This is a genomic window from Kribbella sp. NPDC048928 (assembly GCF_043197975.1).
In the GTDB taxonomy this organism is placed as follows: domain Bacteria; phylum Actinomycetota; class Actinomycetes; order Propionibacteriales; family Kribbellaceae; genus Kribbella.
In genome coordinates this window covers 248,924-273,845 of the sequence record NZ_JBICUC010000010.1, presented here as the reverse complement: position 1 = coordinate 273,845, position 24,922 = coordinate 248,924, and the positions used below count along the sequence as shown (strand labels likewise).

The following is a 24,922-nucleotide window of genomic DNA, read 5'->3' as shown; positions in this document are numbered from 1 at the left end:
ATGGGACTGGCATGGCAACAGGGCCCGCTGGCGACGAGTGCGGTCGGGCGGTTCCTGGTCCCGGCCCAATTGCCGGAACGGATGTTGTTCGCGGAGCCGTTGCGGCGGCGGATGCGGGTCCGGTGCGGTGACAGCTGGATCGCCGACAGCGAGGACGTCGTGCTGCTGCACGAGCCCGGGCGGTACCCGGTGGCGTACTTCCCGCTGGAGGACGTGGTCGCCGACGTACTGCGGTCCGAGGACCGTACGACGCGGCACAAGGATCTCGGCGCGACGGCATGGTTCACGGTGACGGCAGGTGACAGCAACAAGGCGCGGGCGGCGTGGCAGCACACCGAGCTGCCGGATCATGCGAGCGAGCTGAAGGGACGGGTCGCGTTCGCGTGGCGGGCGATGGACGCGTTCTACGAGGAGGACGAGCGGATCGTCGGGCACGCGGCGGACGCGTACCACCGGATCGACATCCGGCAAACCAGCCGGCACCTCGTGGTCCGGGACGGCGACCGGGTGATCGCGGACTCGTCGCGTCCGCTGGTGCTGTACGAATCCGGCTTCGCGCCGCGCTGGTACGTACCGCGAGAGGACGTCGACGAGAGTGCGCTGACACCGGTCGACGGGCAGACGTTCTGCCCGTACAAGGGTCTGTGCAGCTACTACGACGTCGGCTCTGATACCAGCACCGCGCATCGTGCCGTCTGGTCGTACGAGAACGCGTGGACCGAGGTACGGCGGATCTCGGGGCTGGTGTCGTTCGAGGCGGACAAGCTCGACGTGGAACTGGACGGACGGCAGCTGCGACTGGAACCTGGTCAGGGTGTGGTGTCGCACGGTGTCGACCGCGACCTGACCGTGGAGGAGCTGTCCGGATGAGTACTGCCTCTGTGCTTTCGGTGAACGTCGGCCTGCCGAAGGACGTCGAGTGGAGCGGGCGAACCGTCTACACCGGCGTCTGGAAGCAGCCGATCGACGGGCCGGTGACACTGCGCCGGCTGAACTTCGACGGCGACGGGCAGGGCGACACCGCGGGGCACGGAGGCGAGCAGCGGGCCGTTCTGGTGTACCAGATCGACTCCTACCGGTACTGGGAGCAGCATTTCGGACGGGATGACTTCGTCTACGGACAGTTCGGCGAGAACCTGACGGTCGACGGGCTGCCCGACGACGAGGTCTGCATCGGCGACCGGTACCGGATCGGTACGGCGGAGCTGGAGGTCACCCAGCCGCGGGTGACGTGCTACCGGGTCGGCCTGCGGATGGGTGAGCCGGAGCTGCCTGCACTGCTCGTCAGCCATCACCGGCCCGGGTTCTACTGCCGGGTGATCACCGAGGGTGCGATCACGGCGGGCGACCCGATCGTCAAGACGGCAACAGGTCCTGGCGCGTTGAGCGTGTCTGAGACGGACGCGCTGCTGTACCTGCCCGACAAGGACCTGCAGAAGCTGCGTACGGCCGTACAGATCCCGGCATTAAGTCCGGGCTGGCTCGGGTCGTTCCAGGAGTTGCTGGAGGAGGACGCTGCTCCGAAGCCTGCCTGGGAGGGCTTTCGGGAGCTACAGGTCGCGGCTGTCGTGGCTGAGACCGAGGACGTGTTCTCGATCCAGTTGAAGGGTGACGAGTTGCCTGCCGCGCGGGCCGGTCAGTACCTCACGTTTCGGCTGCCGGGTGCAGTGCGGAGCTACTCACTCTCCACCTCGCCCGGGTACCGCGTCAGCGTCAAGCGCGAACCACATGGGGTCGGCAGCGCGTACATGAGCCAACTGAAGGCCGGGAGCACGCTGGAGGTGGCTGCGCCGCGTGGTGAGTTCATGCTGGAGGACGGCGCCGGGCCAGTGCTGCTGATCTCGGCTGGTATCGGTGTCACACCGGTGCTCGCGATGCTGTACAGCCTGAGGGGTAGTGCCCGTGAGGTGTGGTGGATTCACACCGTCCGTACGCCGGCTGAGCACGCACTCGCCGCGGAGGCACACGACCTGCTCGCGGAGCTTCCGCATGCGCACGAACACGTGTACTACAGCGCTGACGGTGGGCGGTTGACGAAGGACAAGCTGGTCGAGCTGGGGCTTCCGGCCGATGCGACGGCGTACGTGTGTGGGCCGCAGTCGTTCATGACCGACATGCAGGAAGCGTTGAGCGCACTGGGGGTGGCACGGGTTCACACGGAGTTGTTCGGCGCGTTGTCGTCGCTGAACCCGGGTGTGGTCAGTGAGACGACCAGACCGCCACACCAGCCGGACGGTGTACCTGGGACAGGTCCACTGGTGACGTTCGCCCGCAGCGGCATCTCCACAGCCATGCGCGACGGCAGCTTGCTAGAGCTAGCGGAGGCATGCGACGTACCAACCCGCTGGAGCTGCCGCTCCGGTGTCTGCCACAACTGCATAACCCCACTCCTCTCCGGCGACCTCACCTACTCCCCCACCCCGCTGGAACCCCCACCCGCCGGCCAGGTCCTCATCTGCTGCTCCCGCCCCACCACCGACCTCGTACTGGACATGTAATGGACTACTCGCTCGAAGTACTCACCGTGCCCGTCAGTGACGTCGATGTGTCGCTGGCGTTCTACAAGAGCCTCGGCTTCGCGGTAGATGTGGACTATCACCCGCGGGACGGGTTCCGGGTCGTTCAGGTGACGCCGCCAGGATCGGCGTGCTCGATCCAGTTCGGCGAGGGTCTGACCGAGGCCGCACCGGGATCGGCCCAGGCCAACTACCTCGTTGTGCAGGATCTGGCTGCCGCGCACGCGGAGCTGGTCGCGCGGGGTGTTGCTGTCGGCGAGATCCGGCACAAGGCGCCGGAGGACATGTTGGCGGCGGGGCTCGATCCCGAGCGGCGTCCGTACGCGAGCATGGCTGTCCTGACCGATCCCGACGGCAACACCTGGACCCTGCAGGAGGTCCCGCGGACTACGGGAGGTTGAGGCCGAAGCCGGGTTGTTGGGTGAGGGTCACGTGGCCGTCTTCGAGGGGGTAGGCGCCGGGGCCCGGGACGCCTTCGATGATGGGGGTGTTGCCGAGGCCGGCGGCCAGGTGGGCGGCGTAGAGGGTCTTGAGCGGGAGGCCCCAGGCGTGCGGTGAGGCTTCGGCCTTGAGCAGCGGCATGGTGCGGCGCCAGGCGGTGAGGCCGTGGCCGATGACGTCCATGAGCGCGACGTCAACGAGTCCTTCGCCGGCCAGTGCGAGGACGTGGTCCACGTTCGGGTCGTACTCGCCGTCGGCCACCTTGGGCCGGTTCGGCAGGGTCTGCAGGCGTTCGTGCAGCGCCTGGAAGTCGGGACGGCGTTCCGCGAACGGCTCCTCGATCCAGTACAGGTCGCAGTCCGCGACGCCGTCGAGGTACTCGAACAGACCGTTGACAGTGAACCCGTCGTTCCCGTCGACCAGGATCGCGGCGTCCGGGTACAGCTCGCGCGTCAGCCGGGTCACCTCGATGTCGCGCTGCAGCCCGGCCGCCGGCTCCATCCACCGGTGCCCGCGGCCGATCTTCAGCTTGAAGTCGCGGAACCCGAAGGCATGGTCCTGGGCCAGGTTCGCCCGGATCGCGTCCAGGCCACCGTCGAGGTCGTCGAAGTAGATGCCGCCGGTGTAGCACCGCACCAGCGGCGTGCCGGCGCCCCCGAGCATCGCGTACACCGGCACCTCGAGGATCCGCGCCGCGAGATCGTGCAGCGGGTAGTCCAGGAACTCCGCGGCCGGGTCGATCACGCCGCGGTCCGGGTCGATCAGCTCGGCGACGTTCCGGCCGATCAGCGCGCTCGGGTCGGCGTCGCGCAGCGGCAGGCCCCAACCGGTCGCGCCACGGTCGGTCTCGATGACGTACGCCGTGACGCTGCCGCCGTTGCCGTGACTGCCGAGGAACGAGTTCCGGCCGATCGTGCGTAGGTAGGAGTAGTGGAGCTCCACGGTCGTGACCGAGCTGATCAGGTGCTTCGACAACGTCACTGGTAAACCCCTAGGAGTCGGCGGTAGGCAGATGGGTTGCTGAGTACGTCGGTGTTGTCCGCGAACTGGTCGATCGCGCCGATCGGTCCGTACCCGTGCAGGTGCGGGTCCGAAACCGTCGCCATCAGCGCGTGCGTGAAGCGCTCGGCGTCCACGATCTGAGCCGGCCGGTCGAAGAACGGCCGCGGCGCCGGGTCCAGCTGCTCGGTGATCCCGAGCGCGTTGTGCCGCCGGCCGACCAGCTCGTACGCCGTCACGAGCGCCCGCTCCCGGTCTGCGAAGTTGCCTGCGGCAACCGCATCGGCGAGCGCCCGGTCCAGCCCGTCCGGGTGCCCGAGCCGCGCGAACGCCGTCCCGAGCCATTTCGTGTACGGCGCGTAGGTGCGGGACTGCAGCAGCGCGAGCCGCATGACGTCGCGGACGAGACGCGCGGCGACGACCCGCGAACCGAGCTCGTCACCGACCTCGTGCGTACGCTGCATGAACGGCTCCTCCTGGGCGATCCGGGACCATTGGCAGCCGAGGATCCAGCGCCAGATCTCGTCCGGGTACCACGCCAGCGCCGTACGGACCGGTGCGAGTCGCCCGTCGTCCGCGTACACCCGGCCCTTCACGATGCCAAGGAACTGCTGCTGCGGTGTGACCAGCCAATCGGCCCGGCTGATGCCTTGCGACGCGTCGAACCCCAGGTGACCGCGCAGCCACGCACCGAGCGTCGTGACGGTCACGCGGTGCTCGACTGCGTGCACGGACGAGCCGAACCGGACCGGATAGCCGCGATACTCGTCCGGCAGCACCGCCTCGATCCGCTCGAGCGCCGGAGCCACCTCCTCCTCGTCGACGAGCACGATCAGGCGCGGACCCCAGTCATGGTCCGTCGACCGCTCCGTGTCGTACCCGAGCACGTCCGAACCCCAGCCCAGCAGACCAGCGGTGTGCGGGGTCGCGCCGAGCACAGGCGCGACCACCTCGGCATAGAACCCGCCGGCCAACTCCTGCGCGTGAACGAATTCCGGCATGCGGGCCATCCTCTCATTCCGCTTAGGGTGAGACCTGTGATTTCTCATGTGGTGTGGGACTGGAACGGCACGCTGCTCAACGACAACCACGCGGTTCTGGCCGCGGTCAACGCGGTGTGCACCGAGTTCGGTGCGGCCGGGCTGACCTGGGGCGAGTGGCAGGCGGCGTACGCGCGGCCGATGCGGCTCTCGTACGAGCAGGTCCTGCAGCGCACGCTCGACGACGTGGAGTGGGAGCAGGTCGACAAGCTCTACCACGACCGGTACGACGCGCTCCTGCCCACCTGCGAGCTCGCAACCGGCGCGCAGGACGTACTGCGCGCCTGCGCCGCCGGCGGACGGACGCAGTCGTTGCTGTCGATGTGGTTCCACTCGCGGCTCACGCCGACGGTCGAGCAGTACGGACTCACGGAGTACTTCACCCGCGTCGACGGCCTGCCCGGTGAGATCGGGGGCGGGTCGAAGGCGGACAGCCTGGTCCGCCACCTCGAGGCCCAGCGCCTGAACCCGTCCGAGGTGGTCCTGATCGGCGACGTCGTCGACGACGGCGAGGCAGCCCGCGCCGCCGGTGCGCACTGTGTCCTGGTCACCACCGGCGCGATGACCCCCGAAGCCCTACACACGACGGGCGCCCCCGTCACCACGTCCATAGCCGAAGCCCTACACCTCCTCGACAACTGAGTAGCCAGCAGGGGCTGTCGCTAACCGGCCCGCGCGGGCTGTTGACGCGGCTGCACAAGGTGGTGCTGGAGACCGCGGTGGACGCGGACATGACCGAGCACCTCGGCCATTAGAAGGGGCCCGCCGACTCGGGCAACGTCCGCAACGGCACCCGGTCGAAGTCGGTGTAGACCGAGGCGTCTGGCTCGGTCGAGGCGTCTGGTGTCCCTCGTCGTCCACGGGACGTGTCTCTCGTCGACCACGGGACGTGTGCGCTGAAGTGCTTCTGTCTCGTGCCCCGGTCAACCGTCCGAGGCCGCCCTCCAGCAGCCGGCGTCACCGAACTCGTTGGCACCGGCCCACACCGAACCGCACCGGCCTGCACCGGCCTGCACCAGACCGCACCAGCCGGCACGATCGGCACCAGCCGGCACGACCGGCACCAGCCGGCACGACCGGCACGACCGGCACGACCGGCGATGTGGTGGAAACTGGCGGCCAACGCGTTCGCGATCACCTTCGGCGACCGATTCCCGGCCGCCGGAACCTACTAATCAACTGCCGGATACATCGTTAGAGATCGTCCCCTGGTAACACCGTCAGCGCGATAGTCCCGGGTAGCCAGGTGGTCCGCGCTGGTCCGGTCATGCTTCTTGGCAGCGGAAGGCTTGGCGGCTCAGAAGGGTGGCGGGTCGTGCGGCGGGCCGTCGGCTGCCGGCGGGGTCGGGGATGTTGCGATGGGGCCGCGTGCGGGCGGGACTGTGGTGTAGCGGTGGCCGGTGGGGGTGGTGAGGGTGACGGAGCCGTCGGGGTGGGCAGTGGTCTTCCATCCCCAGGCGGGGGTGTCTTTGATGACGTGGTGGTATTCGCAGTACGGCACCATCCCGGACAGACTCGTGCGTCCGGATTGTGTGAACGGGGTCGCGTGGTCGCGGTCGCATTCGCGGGAGGTGCGGTTGCAGCCGGGCCAGGCGCAGGTGGGGTGGCGGGCGAGGAGGGTTTCGGTGACGAGTGCGCCGGGGTCGTGGCGGGTGGTTGAGGCTTCGAGGACGGTGCCGTTGGTGGGGTCGGTGAGGAGTCGGCGCCAGGTGCCGTCGCCGGCGATGCGGCGGGCCATGGTGGCGGGGATGGGGCCGTAGCCGGTGAGTTCGCAGGGGTCGTTGTCCACCCCGATCAGTGTGGTGATGGGGATGAGGACTTCGATGTGGGGGCGTCTGCGGTGTTGGTCGGGGAGTCGGCGGCCGAGCCAGTCGAGTCCGTTGTGCAGGATGTGCTGGAACAGGTCGGCCACCACGTCAGCGCGGCGCTGTGGCGCGGTCCGCCTGCCCTTGCCCTTGCCGGCGTCCGTGCCGGTGTCCTTGTCCGTGCCGCTGTCCGTGTCCTTGTCCGTGCCGTCTTCGTCGCTGGTCTGTCGCGGTGAGCGTCCGGCGTTGGTGACTGCCGACTCAGCCGACTCAGCCGACTCAGCCGATTCAGCGGACTCAGCAGGTGCAGCAGGCTGAGCGGATGCGGCGGATGCGGCGGATGCGGCAGGTTGAGCGGGCTTTGCGGTGGGTGTGGCGGGTTGGGTGGGTGGGGTGTTGGGGGTTTCGCGTTTGGTGAGGTCGGTGATGGCTTGGATGGCGATCCAGGCTTGCTGGATTTTGTCGGCGGTGTGGACGATCCACAGGCCGGCCATGCCGTTGGCGAGGGGCACGATTTTGCAGGTGCGTTCGGCGGCGGCGGCCTGGTGGTCGTCGGCCTCGGTTTTGGCGGCGTGTTTGGCGACCTGGCGGCGCAGGGAGGCTTGCAGGTTGCGGTGGGTCTGGCCGGGGGCGCGGCGCAGGACGTGGGATTCGACGGCCTGGGCGGCGTCGCGGGGCAGGTCGCGGGTGGCTTCGGAGATGGACAGCGCTTTGGACCAGGTCAGCGCACCACAACGCAAAGCGGTGTGGGTGGCGGTCAGGGTGCCGGTCAGGTGCAGGGCGGTGTCGACGTGCCGGCCGGCGGTGGGCCCAGACAGGTGCAGCGCGGCGCCGATCTCGGCGGTCCAGGACCGTTCGGGGTCGACCGGGCGGCCGGAGGAGTCGAGCCGGGTCGGGCGCGGTATCTCGGCTGCTTGGGTTTTGCGTTGCCGGTAGAACGAGGCCATCGCGGCGGCCTTGATCGCGGCCGCCCAGGCCTCCATCCGCGCTGCGGCCTTCATCGCCTCGATCAACGCGACCGGTGACTCGCACGGCGGACGCAGCAATTCCAGCTCCGCGGCCAGTTCCCCGCCCGGCGGCAGGAACACCCACGCCGGCGCCCTGCGGCGCAGCATCTCACGTTCGGCCTCGTCCTGCTCAACACCTGCCCACAACTCCCACTCCAACGCATCGACCCGCGACATCGACGGCAACTCGTCATACGGATCGAACGGGTCCGGATCGAACAGACCATCAGGACCCAACGCGCCATCGGCGTCATAGACACCGGGAAGGTCATAGGAATCATCGGGCCGACCCAAGAACGCATCGTCCAGGGCAGACGGCGCACCGGGACCAGGCAGCGCGGGTGCGCCAGGACCGGGTCCAGCTGCCGTCAACGTCATGCGCCTATATTAGAACAAATGTTCGAGTCACGCAAAATCGCCAGACCCTCCGCGCTAAAGGGTTGCCGTCGGCGGCGGGCGAACGCGAGGCTGCATCGAGTTCGCGGCTAGGCTGAGCGGCGTGCTGGGGAAGGGTCATCGAGAACTCCTTGGGCGGCGGCGGGAGACCGAAGTACTGAACGGCCTGCTCGGTGCGGCGAAGGCCGGGCAGAGCCAGGTACTGCTGCTGACCGGCGAAGCCGGAGTCGGCAAGTCTTCGCTGCTGGATGCACTGGTCGCGGAGGACGGTGGCTGCCGGATCGCCCGGACGGTCGGCATCGAGTCCGAGATGGAGCTCGCGTACTCCGGCCTGCACCAGCTCTGCCAGCCATTCCTGGACGGCCTCGACCGGCTGCCGAAGCCGCAGCACGACGCACTGGGTACCGCGTTCGGGCTGGTGAGCGGCCCGACGCCGGACCGGTTCCTGATCGGGCTTGCCGTCCTCAATCTGCTCTCCGAAGCTGCCGGTCAGCAGCCGGTCGTGTGTGTCGTCGACGACGCCCAGTGGCTGGACCTGATGTCGGCGCGCATTCTCGCGTTCGTCGCCCGGCGACTGGCGGCGGAGTCCGTGGTGATGGTCTTCGCGGTCCGCGACGGCATCGAGCACGCGTTCACCGGCCTGAACGAACTGGAGGTCCGCGGACTCGACGACGCCGCCGCGCGCGCCCTGCTGGACTCCGTGATGCCGGGCCCGATCGACCCGCGGATCCGCGACCGGATCGTCGCCGAGACCCGCGGCAACCCGCTCGCCCTGCTCGAGCTCCCGCGCGCCTGGACCACGGCCGAACTGGCCGACGGTCTGACCGCAGGCCCGCTCGCGAGCCGGATCCAGGACGGCTTCGTCCGGCGTCTCGAAGCGCTGCCCGCCGACACCCGGCTGCTCCTGCTGACCGCGGCCGCCGAGCCGCTCGGTGACCCGACGCTGCTGTGGCGCGCGGCCGAGCTGCTCGGCCTGGGTACAGACCCGGCGGCCGGCGCGCTCGAGTCGGGGCTTATCACGTTCGGGCAGCACATCCGGTTCCGGCACCCGCTCGTACGGTCGGCGGCGTACCGGTCGGCGACCCCGCAGCAGCGGCTGGCCGTGCATCGCGCGCTGGCGACGGTGACCGACCCCGAGACCGATCCGGACCGCCGCGCCTGGCATCGTGCGCAGGCGACGATGACCCCGGACGACGAGGTCGCCGCCGAGCTGGAACGTTCCGCGCGGCGCGCCCGGGCCCGTGGCGGATTCTTTGCCGCGGGCATCTTCTTGGAACGTTCGGCCGCGCTGACCCTCGACCCGGCCCTGCGGGCGGACCGCGTACTGGCCGCAGCGACCGCGAAGCGCACCGCCGGCGCGCTCGACTCGGCACTCGACCTGCTGGGCGGGGCGTCCGCCGGTCCGGCGGATCCGATCCGCGAAGCCGAGATCACCCGGCTCCGCGGCGAGCTCGCCTTCGACCGCGGGCACGCGCACGAGGCAGCGCGGACCCTCCTCGACGCGGCTGCGCGGCTCGGTCCGCACGATCACGAGCAGGCGCGGGTGACGTACCTGGAGGCGATGTCGGCGGCGATCTGGGCGAGCGGTCCGGACGCACCAGGAATCCTGGAGCTGGTCGCGGCAGCCGCACCCGCTCCGGCCCTGACGGACCCGCCGGGCGACCTGTTGCTACAGGCCCTCGCGGTCCGCTTCACCCGCGGATACGCCGCGGCCGCGCCGCAGCTGGTCAAGGCAGTCGATCTGGCGCGCACCAGCGACGCCGAGGACGTACGAGGCTGGCTGTGGCTCGCCGGCAACCGGGCGAGCGGGATCGTCGCACTCGATCTGTGGGACTTCGATACCGCGCTCGAGCTGGCCGCCCGGCACGAACGGATCGCTCGCGACAGCGGTGCGCTCGTCCAGCTCCAGTGGGCGCTGAACTTCCGGGCCAACGTGGTGTCGATGACCGGTGACCTGAACGCCGCCGCGGCGTACGTCGAGGAGGAACGGCAGATCGCCGCCGCGACCGGGAACCGGGTCCTCGGGATCGGTGCGATGCAGCTCGAGGTGCTGCGTGGCAACGAGGCTGCGGCGACGGTGCTGATCGACGCGATGATCCGCGAGGCGCGCACCCAGGAGCAGGGCCGGATGACCGCGATCGCGACGTACACGAACGCCCTGCTGCACAACGGTCTCGGCCGGTACCAGACTGCGCAGGACGCCGCGCTGCAGGTGTTCGAGCAGGACCCTGTCGCGTACGGCGCGCTCGTGGTCGGTGAGCTGGCCGAGGCGGCGTCCCGGACCGGTGACACGAAGCACGTCGAAACCACACTGACCTGGCTGAACGAGCGGGTGGCCGCAGTGCCGACGGACTGGGGCCGCGGGCTGGAGGCACGTGTCCGCGCACTGCTGACCGGCGACGAGGCTGCGTACCGCCTGTCGATCGAGCACCTCGGCCGGACCCGGCTGCGGATCGAGTCGGCGCGGAGCCAGCTGCTGTACGGCGAGTGGCTGCGGCGGCAAGGCCGACGTCAGGACGCCCGCGAACAACTGCGACCGGCCCACACTGAGCTGGCCGAGCTGGGCGTCGAGGCGTTCGCTGAACGTGCCCGCCACGAGCTGCTCGCCACCGGCGAGACGGTTCGTACGCGTACGCCCGACACCGCCACCAACCTCACCGCCCAGGAGTCCCAGATCGCCACCCTGGCCCGCGACGGCCTGACCAACCCCGAGATCGCCGCGCAGCTGTTCATCAGCCCACGGACCGTCGAGTGGCATCTCCGCAAGACCTTCTCGAAGCTCGGCATCACCTCCCGCCGCCAGCTCCGCACCACCCTGCGCTAGCAACCTGGGCTAAAAGTGGTCGATCCGCGGCTGACTGCGGTCCTCCGTAGCGACCAGTACGTCCATGAGCATCTCCTGGAGTCGGAGGCGCTCACCAGCATGGCCCGTGTCGTCCCAGAGGTTCTCCAGCTCCTGCGGATCCGCCGAGAGGTCGTACAACTCCCCCGTACGCTCGCGGTCCGTCGCGGGCAACCCGTGGTAGACCACCATCTTCCACTGGCCGGTCCGCAACATCGTCGTGTGTACGGCGGGATCGTACGGATGCCCGCTGTTGCGGTACTCGCACAGCGCCCACCCCCGGGTGAACGCGTCGTCCTCTCCGCGCGCCAACGGCAGCAGACTCTCCCCCTGCGCCCGCGGCAGCGCCGGCGCACCGGCCGCCTCCAGGAACGTCGGCGCCAGATCGATCCACTGCACCAGCTCGGCACGCCGCTCCCCCGCCGGCAGCTGCCCCGGCCACCGTACGACGAGCGGCACCCGGACGGCGCAGTCGTACATCATCGGGCCCTTGAGCATCAGCTGGTGGTCGCCGAGCATCTCACCGTGGTCACTGGTGAAGACCACGATCGTGTTGTCCGCCAGCCCTTCCTCCTCGAGCGCCTCAAGGATCCGCCCGACCTCGTCATCGACGAGCGTGACCATCGCCCAGTACGCCGCTTTGACGTCCTGCAGCTCGTCCTCGGAGTACGTGACGTAGCCGGGCGCGTGGCCGCCGTACGACTCCTTGGACGCCTCGGTGAGGATCGGCGGCTTGCTGTCCAGCTCTCCCGGTCGTGTCACCGGCCGCGGGAGCTCCTGGGACTTGTACCGCTCGAGGTACTCCTGCGGAGCGCCGAAGCCGTGGTGCGGGTCGAAGAAGTTCGCGATGAAGCAGAACGGCTTCGAGGCGTCCCGGGACTCCTGCAGGAAGTCGATCGTCTCGTTGCCGATCCAGCGGCTGTAGTGCGCCTCGGTCGGTACGTTGTCGAACCCGTGCCGGGGCGTCCGCGCCTGCGCGTAGATCTCCGGGTACGCCGTCTTCAGCCAGCGGTGGTACTGGTTCTCCGAGGAGCCCGGGTACGGATCGTGGGCCCAGCGGAACACCCGGAAGCCGTCGTCGTGCCGCGGCTCCAGCCGGCCGTCCTTGCACGCCGACAGGTGCAGCTTGCCGACCAGGCCGCAGTCGTAGCCGTCGTCGGCGAGGTTCTTCGTGAAGAACTGCTCGTGGTCCGGCAGCTGTACCCCGTTCGCCCACAGGCCGTGGGCATGCGGGTACCGCGAGGTCATCAGCGTCGCCCGCGACGGCGAACAGACCGGGTTCTGGACGTAGCAGTTCTCGAACAACACCCCCTGCTGCGCCAGCCGGTCCAGGTTCGGCGTCTGCACGAACTCGTTGCCATAGGCACCGAGCGTGTCGTAGCGCTGCTGGTCGGTGCAGATCAGAAGGATGTTCGGACGTTCACTCATGACTTGACGGCTCCTGCGATTCCCTCGACGAAGTAGCGTTGGAGTACGACGAACAGCGCGACCACCGGCAGCAGCGAGATCGTCGCCGCGGCGGCCATCCCGGACCAGTCGGTCGAGTTCTCACCGACGAACGCCAGCATTCCGACACTGAGCGTACGCAGGTCCGGCCGCGAGAAGCTGAACACCAGCGGCAGGAAGAACGCGTTCCAGGTGCCGAGGAACGTCAGCAACGTCACGGTCGCGGTGACCGGGTTGGCCAGCGGCATCATGATCCGGCCGAAGATGCTGAGGAATCCGGCACCGTCGATCACGGCCGACTCCTCCAGCTCCCGTGGCAGTTGCCGGAAGTAGCCCAGGTACAGCAGCACCGACGCGACGTGCGCCCCGCCGGACAGCGCGAGCACCATGCCGGTCAGCGAGTTCAGCAGGCCGAGCCGCTGCGAGATCTCGACCACCGGGATGATCGTGTACCCGGTCGGCACGAACAACGTGGCGATCAGGATCCCCATCACGATCTTCCGGCCGAAGAACTGGTGCCGCGCGAGTACGTACCCGGCCATCGCACACCGCAGTACGACGAGCACCACGGTCGTCACGGTCACCACGACGGTGTTGAACAGGTACTGCCCGAAGCCGGCGTCGCTCCAGGCCCGCCCGTAGTTGCCCCACTGGGTGTGCTTCGGGATCAGCGACAGGCCGGACGTGAACACCTCGAGCGGATCTTTCAGCGACGCGCCGATCATCCACAGGAACGGATAGATCCAGAGCAGCCCGCCGATCCCGATCACCAGCGCGGCACCCCACCACGGCAGCCTGCGGACGATCCGCGCCGCGGTCCACCGATTGCGCTGAACGACCGTACTCATGCTGCGCTCCTCGTCTTCCGGGCCGCCCGGATCCCGAGCAGCTGCAGCACCCCGAGCAGCCCGACGAACAGGCCGAAGATCACCGCGGCCGCCGAGGCGAAGCCGAGCTCGGGCACGGTGGCCGCGAACGCCCACCGGTAGATGTAGATCTCCACCACCTCGGTGGCGTAGAACGGGCCGCCGTTGGTCATCGTCAGCATCAGGTCGAACACCTTCAGCGTGCTCTCCAGCGTCAGCAGCGTGATGATCACCGCGAACGGCTTCAGCAGCGGGAACGTCACGTACCGGAGCAGCCCGACGGGCCCGGCGCCGTCGATGGCCGCCGCCTCGTACACCTCGTCCGGCACCGTCTGCAGCGCAGCCAGCCAGTAGATCAGCGTGACCCCGAACCACTTCCAGATGTAGACGGCGACCACTGTCCACAGCGCGGTCTTCGGGTCACCGAGGAAGTTGACCCCGTCGGCGACCAGGCCGAGTTTGCGCAGTACGACGTTCACCGGGCCGGATGCGGGGTCGAAGACGAACTGCATGACCACGCCGACGATGGCGGTCGTGGTCACCACCGGCAGGAAGAACGCCGTCCGGAACAGGGTCCGCATCGGCAGCTTCGGCGAGTTCAGGACGAGAGCGAGGAGCAGCGTCAGGACGACCTTGAGCGGCACCACCGCGATCATGAACAGCACGGTGATCTTGAACGAGTTCCAGAACAGTGGGTCGGCGAGCACCGCCCGGTAGTTCGCCAGCCCGACCCAGGTCTTGGCCGCGTCGAACCCGTTCCACTCGACGAACGAATACCAGTAGCTCGCGAGGACCGGATAGACCGTGTACGCGCCGTACAGGATGACTGTCGGCGTGAGGAACAACCAGATCCACAGCCGGTTCCGCGCCATCCTCACGACGTCTTGTACTTGTCGCGGCCGTAGTCCTGCCCCGGAACCCAGTTCGCGAAGGCCCAGTCGTCGGCACTGACCTTCACGCCCTTGGCGGCGACGGCCTTGATCGCACGCTCGCGCTCCGCGGTGAGCTTGCGGTCCAGGTCGGTGAGCGCCTTGCGGGCGTCCGGCAACTGACCGGACAGCACGCCCTGCACGATGCCGCCGAGATCCGGCTCGATCTGCTTCATCTCCGCGACCACCTCGCTGACCCCGGAGTTGCGGACCTCGGGCGCGGGCCGGAGCTTGATCTGCTTCCCGAACAGCTCGGCGGCCTTCTTGTACGTCGGGTGCACGTTCGCCTTGCTCACCAGGGCCAGGTCGACCGGCATGCCGTCCATCTGCTCGGTCTCGGCGAGCATCACCTCTTCGGTGGTGAAGATCTTCAGCAGCTTCGCGACCAACTCGGGGTCCTTGGAGGTCGCCGCGGTCACGTAGTCGCCGGCCTTCGGCGGTGCGTAGACGACCAGCGGCCTACCGGCCTCGGCCGTCGGCATCGACACCACGCCGACCTTGTCCAGGAACACCTTGAACTGGTCGTTGATCACGCCGATGTTCCACGGGCCGTCGAAGAACAGCCCGGCCACACCGGTCGACCAGCGGGCGCGGGCGGTCCGTGCGTCCAGCGACGAGGACGCCGGGAAGATCAGCCCGTCCTTCTTCAGCGACATCAGGAAGTCGATCGCGTGCACGTACGGATCTGTGCCGTACGCGTACGCGCCGGTCCGCGGGTCGGTGGCGCCCGCTCCGCCGGCCGCCATCGCCAGATCGGAGACGTGCTCGCCGAGCCGCTGGGCGAACTGCAGCGGCGCGATCCAGCCCGAGATACCGTCACCGCCCGAGGACTTGATCTTCGCGGCGGCGGACCGGAAGCCGTCCCAGGTAGCCAGGTCGCGCTCCGCGTCGAGTCCCGCCTTCTCGGCTAGTTCCACGTTGTACCAAGTAAGTGTCCCGTACTGCCGGTAGTTCACCATCGGCAGCGAGTAGAGCTTGTCGTCGAAGTGCGTGAACCCGTTCAGGAAGCAGTCGGCCGGCATCGCTGACAGGTCTTGTTTGGTCAGCTCGATCGGCGCGATCCAGCCGTCCTTCTTCAGCCGCGGCTGCGGCAACTTCACGCCGGCAGTGGTGTAGATGTCGGGCAACTGCTTGCTGCCGAACGCCAGTTGCAGCGCCTGACCCTGCTGGTTCGGGTTGTAGACCGTGTACTGCACAACGGTTCCGGTGGACTTCTGGAAGTCCGCGAACAGTTTCTTGTGCAGGTCCTCGCGCGGCTGGAAGTGGTCCCAGACGCGCAGCGTCTTGGCACCGGCAGCCTGCCCACCGCCACCGGGAGCGGTACTGCAGGCGCTCGCGGCGAGCGCGCCGAGCACACCCCCGGCCGATGCGCCCAGGAACTTTCGCCTGCTGATCATGAGTCCTCCTCGGGAAACGGTGCCCGGCCGGTGTTGGTACAGCGTTGTATCAAGAACTGCGGCGCTGTGTATAGTCCCTGGCGAGGGGAGGTTCCGATGGCCGCAACACTGAGCGACGTCGCCGCGCGGGCCGGAGTGTCGATCAAGACCGTGTCGAACGTCGTGAACGGCACCGGCCGGGTCGGCGCCGCGACCCGCGAACGCGTCGAGCAGGTGATCGAGGAGCTCGGCTACCGCCCGAACGTCTCCGCGCGGAGCCTGCGGCACGGCCGTTCGGGCGTGATCGCCCTGGCCGTGCCGGAGATCGGCAACCAGTACTTCGCGGAGCTGGCCGAGCTGGTGGTGAAGGCCGCGGAGGGGTACGGCTGGACCGTCCTGATCGATCAGACCGAGGCCGATCCGGATCGCGAACGCCTTGTCCTGCAAGGGATCCGGTCCCATCTGATCGACGGCCTGCTGTTCGTCCCCGGCCGGATGCTGAAGCCGGCGGACTTCGCGGCCCGTACGGACACCACGCCGATGGTGCTGCTCGGCGAGCGGATGACCCGGGTCGCGGACCGGGTGGCGATCGACAGCTACGCCGCCGGCCGCGCCGCGACCGAGCACCTGATCGATCTCGGCCGGAAACGGATCGCCTCGATCGGCGCCGCGCCGAGCGGCGACGCCGTCTCCCGCGGCCGCTACGAGGGGTACTGCGACGCGCTGGTTGCCGCTGGCATCCGTCCGGCGGCGCGGCTGGTGATGCCGCTGCGGCGCTGGCGCCAGGAGAAGGGCGTCGAGGCGGTCGAACGGCTGCTCTCGCTCAGCAAGCCGCCGGACGCGATCTTCTGCTCGAACGACCTGCTCGCGCACGGCGCGCTGCGTGCCCTGTACGACCATGGTGTCCGGGTGCCGGAGGATGTCGCCGTGGTCGGCATCGACGACATCACCGAGAACCGCTACACCCGGCCGAGTCTCACGTCGATCGCGCCGGACAAGCGGCACATCGCCGAGACCGCGGTCGGGCTGCTCGCCGACCGGTTGAAGGGCAGCTTCTCGTCGGCGCCACGCGAGTTCATCGCGGGCTTCCATCTCGAGGTCCGGGAGAGCACGGGTGGCTGAGCCACCGCGGGACATCGTCCTGGTGATGACCGACCAGCAGCGCGCGGACCTGACCGCCCGCGAGGGCTTTCCGATCGACTGCACGCCCACCCTCGACGGCCTCGCCACCACCGGGCGTTGGTTCAACCGTGCGTACACCACGACGCCGCTTTGCGTGCCGGCCCGTATCAGTCTGCTGACCGGACGCTTCCCGTCGGCACACGGCGTCCTCGGCAACAACGGGTACGACGACCCGGTGCGCGGACCGGACCTCATCGACGTACTCGGGAAGGCCGGCTTCCGTACGGCGCTGGTCGGCAAGAACCACTCGCATCTCACCCCTGATCGCCTCGACCACTGGGTCGAGTACAGCCACTTCGGACGTGTGCCGGCGATCGCGGCGACCGGCCGCGACCGCGAGTTCGACGACTGGCTGCGCGCCAACCCGGGGACGACGCCCAGGCCGACGCCGTTCCCGCTCGAGCACCAGTTGCCGGTGCGGATCGTCGACGAGGCGATCAGCTGGCTGGATTCGGCCGCGCCTGAGGAGCGTTCGTTCCTCTGGCTGTCGATCCCCGAACCGCACGTCCCGTACCAGGTGCCCGGGCCGTACTTCCTCGCGCCTGATGCAGTCCCACCGGCCGCGACCACCTTCGACGTACTGAAGGATCGCGGCTTCGACTGGCGCTACGCAGGTCAGCTTGCGCAACGCAGCGGCGAGGCGGATCCGGACCTGCTGGCGCGCGCTCGCGCGAACTACGTCGGCATGCTGCGGCTCGTCGACGACCAGTTGGCGAGGCTGGTCGCACATCTCGAGGAGACCGGCCGGCTGGAGTCGACGCTGTTCGTGCACGTCGCCGATCACGGCGATTTTGCCGGCGAGTACGGTCTGATGCGCAAGGGCCCTGGCCTTCCGGAGGTACTGACCCGGATCCCGATGCTCTTCCACGGGCCCGGGGTCCGCGCGGACGTGCGGCCCAGTCCCGCTCACGTGTCGATCGCCGACGTACTGCCGACGCTGTGTGAGCTGGTAGAGCAGCCGGTGCCAGAGGGCACGCAGGGCCGCAGCCTCGTGCCGCTGCTGACGGATCCGGACGCCCCTGGATTCTTGAGTGTCTATGCCGAGCAGGGCTACGGCGAGCCGCTCGACGAGGACGCGCTCGGCGACCGGACCCCTGGACTCCGCGAGACGGCGTCCGGTGGCGTCGCGGTCGACACCGTCAACGAGGTCACCCAGTCCGGCAAGCGCCGGATGATCCGCGCCGGCCGCTGGAAGCTGCTGGCCACCGCGAACGCGACCCAGCTCTTCGACCTGGACGCGGATCCCTTCGAGTTGCACGACCTGGCCGGCCGCACCGAGCTGGCCGCGACGCTGCGCCAACTTCAGCAGGAGCTGGAGCGATGGAGCGTCACAGACTGACGAGCGGGCTCGTCGTGGTGAGTTCGATGATCGAGTACGAGCTCGGCGGCAGGACCAGTGCGAGACCGTCGTCGAGCTTGACCTCCGCGGACCGCGGCCGAACGCTGTCAGGCTCCGACACGGTGTTCCGGTCGAGCGGATCCTCGGTGTGCAACTGGTGGACCCGCACCACATTGCTCAGCAGCGGCACACCGAGGTCGACCGCCAGCCGCGCGGAGCGCTCGCGGTCGCGGTTCACGACAGAAAGCCACACCGTCGTACCGCCCGCATCCGTCGAGGCACTGGCGTCGAGCGCCGGCAGCTCGATCGCGGCGCGCTCGAGGGTCTCCCCCGGCACCGTCTCGCACCGGGTGTCGCCGCCCAGCGAGATCCCGCCACTGTGGTGGCGCTGCAGTTGCAGCGGCCAGTAGACCGTCTCCCGTACGACCTGGTCGTCGGTGACGACGAGGGCGCCGACGACGTTGATGGTCTGGGCGAAGTTCGCCAGCGTAACGCTGCTCGACTGTCGCTGCAGGACGTTGAGGAACGAGGCGACCGCGAGCGCGTCAACGGTCCGGTAGCGGGTCTCGCCCGGACGCCACTTCGGGCTCATCTCGAAGCGGGTGGCGTCCGCACAGTTCCACTCGGTGAACGCGAGCTCGGGCTTCGGCGTCCCGGGCTTCTCGCGGGCGACCAGGTCCACGAGTCCCTGGATCGCGACGATCGCGTCCTCGGTACGGTACGGGCCGCTCAGCACCCGCGCGTAGTCGCCGCCCTCGGCGTTCGGGTCGAACTGCCAGTAGGTGTGCAGCGTCAGGTAGTCGATGTGGTCCCAGGCCTCCCGCAGCAGCGCGAGATTCCAGTCGATGGACTGGTTCGGCTCGAAACAGCCGATCGCCAGCACCTTCAGCGTCGGGTCGATCCGCTTGATCGCCTTCGCCCATTCGCGGCAGCGGACCGCGTTCTCCTGCGGGCCGATCTGGCCGAGCTCCCAGGTACCCCACTCCTCGTTGCCGATCTGCCAGTACCGGACATCGAACGGTTCGTCGTACCCGTGCGAGCGGCGCAGGTTCGCGTAGACGGAGTCGCCGCTGCCGTTGCAGTACTCGACCCAGGCGAGCGCCTCGCGCAACGATCCGGTGCCGGTGGTCAGGTTGATCTGCGGCTCGGCCCCGATCCGCCGGCAGTACGCGACGAACTCCGCCGTACCGAAGCCGTTGCCGACGTCGTAGCCGAAGTGCCAGTCGACCGTCCGCTCACGCTCCGGACCGGTCCCCCGTTCCCACTCGTACGACGTGCCGGTGCAGCCGCCCGGCCAGCGCACCACCGGCGCGCCGAGCTCGGTGATCGCGTCGACCACGCTTCGGCGGAGGCCGTCGGCGTCCGCGTCCGGATGACCGGGATTGTGCAGCGCCTCGTCGGCCACCCAGCGGCGCCGGGACAGGAACTGCCCGTAGATCTCCGGCCGGATCGCCCCGCCGACCGTCCCCCGCAGCGTGAACGTCGCCTCTGTACGCACTGATCAGCATCCTTCCGCCGTTTTTTCTCTGACTTGAAGATAAAGACTCGGCGCCGAGGGTGTCAACGTGTCGGACCGCCTCCGACGTGCTAGAACCGTTCCCATGAAGGAGCTCACGCGTTCTGCCCAGCTCAGCGACATCCGGCAGCAGAACTACTCGACGATCATGCGTGAGCTGATGCGCTCCGGCCCGACCGCCCGCACCGACCTCGCCACCGCGATCGGGATGTCCACCGGCTCGGTCACCCGGCTCACCGGGGCGCTGGTCCGCGCCGGACTGCTCCGCGAGTCCCCCGAGCCGGCCCAGCGCGGCACCGGCCGTCCGAAGGTGCCGGTCGCGATCGACGACTCGACGTACGGCGTCGTCGGTGTGCACTTCGGCCTGCGCCGGGTCAACATGTGCCTGATCGACCTGCGCGGACAGCTCATCGCCGAGGCCCACACGACCGAGCGCACGACCAACTTCGAACGGCTCGCCCGCAGCGCTGCCCGCTCCGTACGGAAGCTGATCGACGGTCACGATCTGACCGTTCTGGGGGTCGGCGCGAGCACCGGCGGCTGGGTCGACAGCGCTAGCGGGCTGGTGCACGGGCAGCCGGTCCTCGACTGGCAGGAGGCCCCGCTCGCCTCGACCCTGCACGAACTGCTCGACCTCCCGATCCTCGTCGACTCGCAGGTCCGGGCGCTGGCGCTCGCCGAGCACTGGTTCGGCGCAGCCGTCGGCGTGGACAACTTCGTGCACCTGTTCGTCGGGAACGTGGCCGGCGCGGGGTTCGTGTTCAACGGTTCGCCGTACCGTGGGGTGCACTCGGCGGCCGGCGGTCTCGACCACTTCCCCGTCGCCGGACGGTCCAGCGAACCGTGCACGTGCGGCAGCCACGACTGTTTCGCGGTCGTCGGCGGGGACCTCGAGGTCGCCCGCCGGGCCCGCGTGGCCGGCCTGATCACCGACGAGCAGGAGGTGTACGACGTTTTCGCGCTCGCGCTGGGCGGCGACCTCCGCGCACGCGGCCTGCTGCAGGACCGGGCCGCCCTGGTCGGCACCGCCACGGCCACCCTGATCGAGCTCCTCGATCCGGAGCTGGTCGTGATCGGCGGCGGCATCAGCGCCCCGGTCGACGACGTCTCGATCCTCCGCGAAGCCGCCCAGGACAAACTAGCCACCAACCGAGGCACGACCCCCACGTCCCACAGCAACTCCGCCGAGGGCGCCGGCTCCTTCACCGCGCGCATCCTGCCCAGCGCGTTCGGCCCGCACGCGCTCGGCATCGCCGCCGCCGCCATCATGCTCGACGCCGTCTACCGCTCCCCCGAGTCCCTGGTCCCCGCCCTGGTCTAGATCCGCGTACCGAAGAACGGGTAGTGGTGACCACAGCCCACCCGAGCTACGCCTGGCCGGCTCGTCCGATATGGCCTACGGCCGACCACTACCCGTCCTTCAGTACCGAAGCTCGATCAAGTTGGCTGAGTGTGGAGGCAGGTCGGCCTGGACCTTCTGGCCCTTGGCGAGGGTCTTGGTCGTCCGCTGTACCGGTTGTTCCTGGTCGTTGTTGAACGCCGTGATGTCGTCGTTCGTCACCGTCGTCTGCCGCGCCGACTTCACCGCCGGACCACCGGCCGGATCAACCGTGATCGGCATCGACTTGTCCAGGCTCCGGTTCACCACCAGCAACTGCACACCGCCGTGCGCCCGGGTCGCGGCAGCCACCACGGCCGTGTAGTTCTGCCCGGGCAGCACCGGGTTGCCGGTCGTCGTCACCTGCCGCGGTGCGGACCCGATCATTGGTGCCGCCAACGTCAGCGAGAGCGAGCGCCCGGTGATCCCGAAGCCGGGCGGGGACCCGAGAATGTTGCCCCAGTCCCGTTTCGCCGGATCGGCGTTCGGCCCGCCGTTCAGGTTCGAGTTGATCGACAGCCGGACACCGTTCGTGAGCTGCCCGATCAGCATCGTGGTCTCGTACACGTTGTGCATCTGCATCGCCGCGAAGTTGCCCGGCGTACTGACCCCGGTCGGCCCGTTCCGGCTGATCGTGCCGTACTCCGTCACCGTCAGCGCGGGACGCTTCCGCCGGTCAGGGAAGTTCTTCGCGATGTCCTGGCGCAGCTCGGCGAGCTCCTGCGTCGGCACGTCGCTCGCGTTCATCAACTGCTGGTACAGCTCCGTCGAGTCGTACGCCCCGTCGGCGTCACCGCCCGCCTGATCCGTGTAGGAGTGGATGCCGATGCAGTCGTACGGCCGCGCGCCCATCGCCTCGACGAACTCCGGCTTGCCCCAGCCCGAGCAGACCGTGATCTTCGGGTCGACCGCCTTCATCGCCCGCACGAAGTCGAGGAACCCGTCCTGCCGGCCGGTCGTGTACTCGATGCTCAACCTGGCACCCTGCACCGGGATCGCCCCGTGCGTCCCGTCCCCGAACTTGATCGTGCCGTCAGCCTTCCCGACCTCGTACACCTGATCCGTCGCACCTGCGGTCGTCAGCGAATCAACCCGCTTCCACTGCGCGCCGTTGACTGTGAGCACCGGCTCCGCGATCGGCCCGGAGGCAGCAGTCGCGTCGGCCGGCAAGGCGATCGGGTTGTACCGCGTGCGGTACGTCTGGCCGGCGGCGCCCGTGCTCGCCTTCCGGTTCACCAGGTCGCAGCCGCTGAACAGCCCGTCGTCGTCCTGGTACGTGGTGGATGCGGCCGTCTGCCGGCTCCAGCCGCCCTCGATGAACTGCTGCACGCGGGTCTGCGGGTCCTGATCGCGCCAGTACCGCTGACCGTCGAGGAACGGCTCGTTGCCGTACTCCCAGGTCTTGATGCCGTACGCGGCCGGATGCCCGTTCGCCGCCCGGACCTCGGCCCAGTCGGTGCCGCCGTTCGGATTGGTTGCTTCGCCGTCGCTGGGCGAGTTCATGTACTCGACGTAGTCGGCGGCGTCCTGGGCCGTCTGATTGATCGACGGCACCATCACCATCGTCTTCGCGCCGATCTGGGAGACGAGCGACTCCTCCTCGTCCGGCCCGAACCCGTTCCGCGCGCCAGGCAGGTTGCCGAAGCGTACGGCGGCGAACCCACCCGACGTCTGGCAGCCGCGCTGCGCCACCGGGCCGATCGCTTTCTTGAAGTCGAAGAAGTTCGCGACCGTGCCGCCCGGGTAGCGGATCAGCCCGAGGTCGGCAGCATGCGCGGCGTCGGCGAACCCGGCTGCGGGCCCGTGGGTCGCGGGATCCCAGGCGCCGAGCTCGTTGTCGATCCAACGAGCGTTCGCGCCGAAGATCTCCGGCGTGATCGCCGGAGCGGGCACGCCGTCGGACATCACCAGCGGCCCACGATCGACCCGGATCCCGATCCGCCCGGCGTCAGGCCACTCCGCCCCAGGCTGGGCCGCGCTGGACTGGGCCGCGGCCGGCAGTTGGGTCAGGAGAACAGCCGCCGCAACCGCGATCACCCCGGTCTGCTTCCTCATGGCTGCACCTTCCGGCCCGTCTGCACAGCGCGGATCCGCGCGATGTCGAACTTCTCCGACCGGTCGAACCCGTACAGCCCGTTCTGTTCCTGGAAGACGTCGGTGAGCTGCGTGTAGCAGTACCCGAACATGTCCGGATCCTCGAGCAGCACCCGCGTCAGACCCTCGAAACGCTCGTAGAACTCCTCCAACGACCTGACGCGCTGCCCGTACCCCCACGACTCCCGCCGGTCCGTACCACTCGCCGCCGCAGCCTCCGCGTTCCACCAAATACCGCCGTACTCACTCACCATGTACGGCTGCCCGCTGTACGGAAGCGACTGCGGCGCACCCTCCCGGCTCACATTGCCGAACGGCTCGCCCTTCGCCAGACCGGCCAGCTGGCGAGCGAACGCCTCCGGATCCTGCTCATACGAATGGCTGTCCCAGATGTCCGTCTCCGGAACGCGGTGACTGTAGCCGGAGGCATCGATCACCGGCCGGGTCGGATCCGCGGTCTTCGCCGCGCGGAACATCGCGCGGGTGACGTCGTCGAGCTGCGTCTCGCGGTCGTGCAGGTCCTGGTGCGTCTCGTTGAGCGGGCACCAGCCGATGATCGACGGATGGTTGTAGTCCCGCGCGACCACGTCCTGCCACTCGGCGACGTACGCCGTCGTGGGCTGTTGGTTGTTGCCCCGCGGGCCCTGCCCCTGCGCACCCCAGTCGGGGAACTCCCCCCAGACCAGGTAGCCGAGGCGATCCGCGTGGTGGAGATACCGCTCCTCGAAGACCTTCTGGTGCAGGCGGGCACCGTTGAACCCGGCGGCGAGACCGAGCTCGATGTCGCGGACGAGCGCATCGTCGCTCGGCGCGGTCATCAGGCCGTCCGGCCAGTACCCCTGGTCGAGCACGAGCCGCTGGAAGAACGGTTCGCCGTTCAGCAGCACCTTGTTGCCCTCGATCGCGACCGACCGCAGCCCGGCGTAACTCTCGACCTCGTCGACCACTCCACCGTCCGCGAGCACGAAGCGCAAGCCGTACAGATGCGGATCATCAGGACTCCACAGCCGGCGCCGGTCGGCCGGAACGGTCAGCACGCTGGCCGGCGTGAAGTCCGTGCCGATGGCAATTTCCTCGGAGGCGACCACACCGTCGGCGTCGGTGAGCTCGACGGTCAGCCGTTGCCCGCGGCGCGGGTTGTCGATCGGCGTGCTGACGATGAAGCGTGAGTTCGTCACGTCCGGGGTGATCCGCGGGCGCTTCAGGTACGAGCGACCGACCGGCTCGAGCCAAACGGTCTGCCAGATGCCGGTCGTACGGGTGTAGTAGCAGCCGGTGTTCTCGTACCAGGTCGCCTGCTTGCCGCGCGGCTGGACCCCCGTCCGCGGATCACGTGCGCGGACGACGATCGTCGCGCGGCCACCGTCGAACGCCTCGGTGATGTCGAACGCGAACGGTGTCGACCCGCCGCGGTGCCGGCCGACCTCCACGTCGTTCACCCACACCGTCGTGTCATGATCGACGGCCTGGAAGTGCAGCAGGATCCGCTCACCGACCCAGCCCGGATCGACGGTCACCTCGCGCCGGTACCAGACCGCATCCATGAAGTCGGTGTTCCCGATCCCGGACAACTCCGACTCGGGCGCGAACGGCACCAGGATCTCCCGCCCGTACGGCGCGGTGCGCAACCCACGCTGCAGTCCCGTGTCGCTCTGGTCGATCTCGAACTCCCACGCGCCGTTCAGCGACTGCCAGCGCTCCCGCCGCCACTGCGGCCTGGGGTACTCCGGACGTACCTCCATACGACTGC

General features: G+C 68.9%; 18 protein-coding genes. 8 read left to right on the top strand and 10 right to left on the bottom strand.

Annotation, left to right across the window (positions count from 1 at the left end):
* Genes ACGFI6_RS36275 through ACGFI6_RS36265 form a run of 3 tightly spaced genes read left to right on the top strand, consistent with a single transcriptional unit; the run spans position 1 to position 2,917 of the window.
* Entirely contained in the window at positions 1-870 is an 870-nt protein-coding gene (locus tag ACGFI6_RS36275; protein WP_393126848.1) for a DUF427 domain-containing protein, read from the top strand.
* Entirely contained in the window at positions 867-2,498 is a 1,632-nt protein-coding gene (locus ACGFI6_RS36270) for an MOSC domain-containing protein (RefSeq protein ID WP_393126846.1), read from the top strand. The genes ACGFI6_RS36275 and ACGFI6_RS36270 overlap by 4 nt, the downstream gene beginning before the upstream one ends.
* Positions 2,498-2,917, top strand: a complete 420-nt coding sequence (locus ACGFI6_RS36265; RefSeq protein WP_393126844.1) for a VOC family protein — start codon at positions 2,498-2,500, stop codon at positions 2,915-2,917. The genes ACGFI6_RS36270 and ACGFI6_RS36265 overlap by 1 nt, the downstream gene beginning before the upstream one ends.
* Here the strand turns inward: ACGFI6_RS36265 and ACGFI6_RS36260 are convergent.
* Positions 2,904-3,938: an enolase C-terminal domain-like protein gene (locus ACGFI6_RS36260; RefSeq protein WP_393126842.1), complete on the bottom strand. Its 1,035-nt coding sequence runs from the start codon at positions 3,936-3,938 to the stop codon at positions 2,904-2,906. The two genes, ACGFI6_RS36265 and ACGFI6_RS36260, sit on opposite strands and share 14 nt — an antisense overlap.
* Positions 3,935-4,957 carry a DUF4037 domain-containing protein gene (locus ACGFI6_RS36255; RefSeq protein WP_393126840.1) on the bottom strand — a complete coding sequence of 341 codons (1,023 nt, stop codon included), beginning with the start codon at positions 4,955-4,957 and terminating at the stop codon, positions 3,935-3,937. Before ACGFI6_RS36255 ends, ACGFI6_RS36260 begins: the two co-directional genes overlap by 4 nt.
* 36 nt (positions 4,958-4,993) lie before the next feature.
* Between ACGFI6_RS36255 and ACGFI6_RS36250 the strand changes: the two genes are divergently transcribed.
* Entirely contained in the window at positions 4,994-5,638 is a 645-nt protein-coding gene (locus ACGFI6_RS36250) for an HAD family hydrolase (RefSeq protein ID WP_393126838.1), read from the top strand.
* Between the two features lie 655 nt (positions 5,639-6,293).
* Here the strand turns inward: ACGFI6_RS36250 and ACGFI6_RS36245 are convergent.
* Positions 6,294-8,186 (bottom strand): DUF222 domain-containing protein, encoded by a 1,893-nt coding sequence (locus ACGFI6_RS36245; protein ID WP_393126836.1) that lies wholly within the window; start codon positions 8,184-8,186, stop codon positions 6,294-6,296.
* A gap of 121 nt (positions 8,187-8,307) precedes the next feature.
* Between ACGFI6_RS36245 and ACGFI6_RS36240 the strand changes: the two genes are divergently transcribed.
* The gene (locus tag ACGFI6_RS36240; protein WP_393126834.1) at positions 8,308-11,028 is read left to right on the top strand and encodes an ATP-binding protein; all 2,721 of its coding nucleotides are present in this window, start codon (positions 8,308-8,310) and stop codon (positions 11,026-11,028) included.
* Positions 11,029-11,037: 9 nt separating this feature from the next.
* Here ACGFI6_RS36240 and ACGFI6_RS36235 read toward each other — a convergent pair whose 3' ends face one another.
* Genes ACGFI6_RS36235 through ACGFI6_RS36220 form a run of 4 tightly spaced genes read right to left on the bottom strand, consistent with a single transcriptional unit; the run spans position 11,038 to position 15,684 of the window.
* Complete coding sequence (locus ACGFI6_RS36235) at positions 11,038-12,474, bottom strand: sulfatase (RefSeq protein ID WP_393126832.1); 1,437 nt, start codon at positions 12,472-12,474, stop codon at positions 11,038-11,040.
* Positions 12,471-13,340 carry a carbohydrate ABC transporter permease gene (locus ACGFI6_RS36230; protein ID WP_393126830.1) on the bottom strand — a complete coding sequence of 290 codons (870 nt, stop codon included), beginning with the start codon at positions 13,338-13,340 and terminating at the stop codon, positions 12,471-12,473. Before ACGFI6_RS36230 ends, ACGFI6_RS36235 begins: the two co-directional genes overlap by 4 nt.
* The gene (locus ACGFI6_RS36225; RefSeq protein ID WP_393126829.1) at positions 13,337-14,230 is read right to left on the bottom strand and encodes a carbohydrate ABC transporter permease; all 894 of its coding nucleotides are present in this window, start codon (positions 14,228-14,230) and stop codon (positions 13,337-13,339) included. Before ACGFI6_RS36225 ends, ACGFI6_RS36230 begins: the two co-directional genes overlap by 4 nt.
* 2 nt (positions 14,231-14,232) lie before the next feature.
* Positions 14,233-15,684 (bottom strand): ABC transporter substrate-binding protein, encoded by a 1,452-nt coding sequence (locus ACGFI6_RS36220; RefSeq protein WP_393126827.1) that lies wholly within the window; start codon positions 15,682-15,684, stop codon positions 14,233-14,235.
* Positions 15,685-15,780: 96 nt separating this feature from the next.
* On the opposite strand from ACGFI6_RS36220, the gene ACGFI6_RS36215 reads away from it, so the two are divergent.
* Complete coding sequence (locus ACGFI6_RS36215) at positions 15,781-16,785, top strand: LacI family DNA-binding transcriptional regulator (RefSeq protein WP_393126826.1); 1,005 nt, start codon at positions 15,781-15,783, stop codon at positions 16,783-16,785.
* Entirely contained in the window at positions 16,778-18,184 is a 1,407-nt protein-coding gene (locus ACGFI6_RS36210; RefSeq protein ID WP_393126824.1) for a sulfatase, read from the top strand. Before ACGFI6_RS36215 ends, ACGFI6_RS36210 begins: the two co-directional genes overlap by 8 nt.
* Here the strand turns inward: ACGFI6_RS36210 and ACGFI6_RS36205 are convergent.
* Entirely contained in the window at positions 18,174-19,682 is a 1,509-nt protein-coding gene (locus ACGFI6_RS36205) for an alpha-L-arabinofuranosidase C-terminal domain-containing protein (protein WP_393126822.1), read from the bottom strand. The two genes, ACGFI6_RS36210 and ACGFI6_RS36205, sit on opposite strands and share 11 nt — an antisense overlap.
* A gap of 103 nt (positions 19,683-19,785) precedes the next feature.
* On the opposite strand from ACGFI6_RS36205, the gene ACGFI6_RS36200 reads away from it, so the two are divergent.
* Positions 19,786-21,021 carry an ROK family protein gene (locus ACGFI6_RS36200; protein ID WP_393126820.1) on the top strand — a complete coding sequence of 412 codons (1,236 nt, stop codon included), beginning with the start codon at positions 19,786-19,788 and terminating at the stop codon, positions 21,019-21,021.
* 99 nt (positions 21,022-21,120) lie between these two features.
* On the opposite strand, the gene ACGFI6_RS36195 is transcribed toward ACGFI6_RS36200, so the two are convergent.
* Together ACGFI6_RS36195 and ACGFI6_RS36190 are read right to left on the bottom strand one after the other, a co-directional pair.
* Positions 21,121-23,133 carry a hypothetical protein gene (locus ACGFI6_RS36195; protein WP_393126818.1) on the bottom strand — a complete coding sequence of 671 codons (2,013 nt, stop codon included), beginning with the start codon at positions 23,131-23,133 and terminating at the stop codon, positions 21,121-21,123.
* Positions 23,130-24,914, bottom strand: a complete 1,785-nt coding sequence (locus ACGFI6_RS36190) for a glycoside hydrolase family 2 protein (RefSeq protein ID WP_393126816.1) — start codon at positions 24,912-24,914, stop codon at positions 23,130-23,132. Before ACGFI6_RS36190 ends, ACGFI6_RS36195 begins: the two co-directional genes overlap by 4 nt.
* Between the last annotated feature and the right edge of the window lie 8 nt (positions 24,915-24,922).

Bases quoted from the DNA above. Each gene is read 5' to 3' on its own strand.
- ACGFI6_RS36275 (WP_393126848.1), top strand. From the start codon at position 1: ATGGGACTGGCATGGCAACAGGGCCCGCTGGCGACGAGTGCGGTCGGG.
- ACGFI6_RS36270 (WP_393126846.1), top strand. From the start codon at position 867: ATGAGTACTGCCTCTGTGCTTTCGGTGAACGTCGGCCTGCCGAAGGAC.
- ACGFI6_RS36265 (WP_393126844.1), top strand. From the start codon at position 2,498: ATGGACTACTCGCTCGAAGTACTCACCGTGCCCGTCAGTGACGTCGAT.
- ACGFI6_RS36255 (WP_393126840.1), bottom strand. From the start codon at position 4,957: ATGCCGGAATTCGTTCACGCGCAGGAGTTGGCCGGCGGGTTCTATGCC.
- ACGFI6_RS36245 (WP_393126836.1), bottom strand. From the start codon at position 8,186: ATGACGTTGACGGCAGCTGGACCCGGTCCTGGCGCACCCGCGCTGCCT.
- ACGFI6_RS36235 (WP_393126832.1), bottom strand. From the start codon at position 12,474: ATGAGTGAACGTCCGAACATCCTTCTGATCTGCACCGACCAGCAGCGC.
- ACGFI6_RS36230 (WP_393126830.1), bottom strand. From the start codon at position 13,340: ATGAGTACGGTCGTTCAGCGCAATCGGTGGACCGCGGCGCGGATCGTC.
- ACGFI6_RS36225 (WP_393126829.1), bottom strand. From the start codon at position 14,230: ATGGCGCGGAACCGGCTGTGGATCTGGTTGTTCCTCACGCCGACAGTC.
- ACGFI6_RS36220 (WP_393126827.1), bottom strand. From the start codon at position 15,684: ATGATCAGCAGGCGAAAGTTCCTGGGCGCATCGGCCGGGGGTGTGCTC.
- ACGFI6_RS36215 (WP_393126826.1), top strand. From the start codon at position 15,781: ATGGCCGCAACACTGAGCGACGTCGCCGCGCGGGCCGGAGTGTCGATC.
- ACGFI6_RS36200 (WP_393126820.1), top strand. From the start codon at position 19,786: ATGAAGGAGCTCACGCGTTCTGCCCAGCTCAGCGACATCCGGCAGCAG.
- ACGFI6_RS36195 (WP_393126818.1), bottom strand. From the start codon at position 23,133: ATGAGGAAGCAGACCGGGGTGATCGCGGTTGCGGCGGCTGTTCTCCTG.
- ACGFI6_RS36190 (WP_393126816.1), bottom strand. From the start codon at position 24,914: ATGGAGGTACGTCCGGAGTACCCCAGGCCGCAGTGGCGGCGGGAGCGC.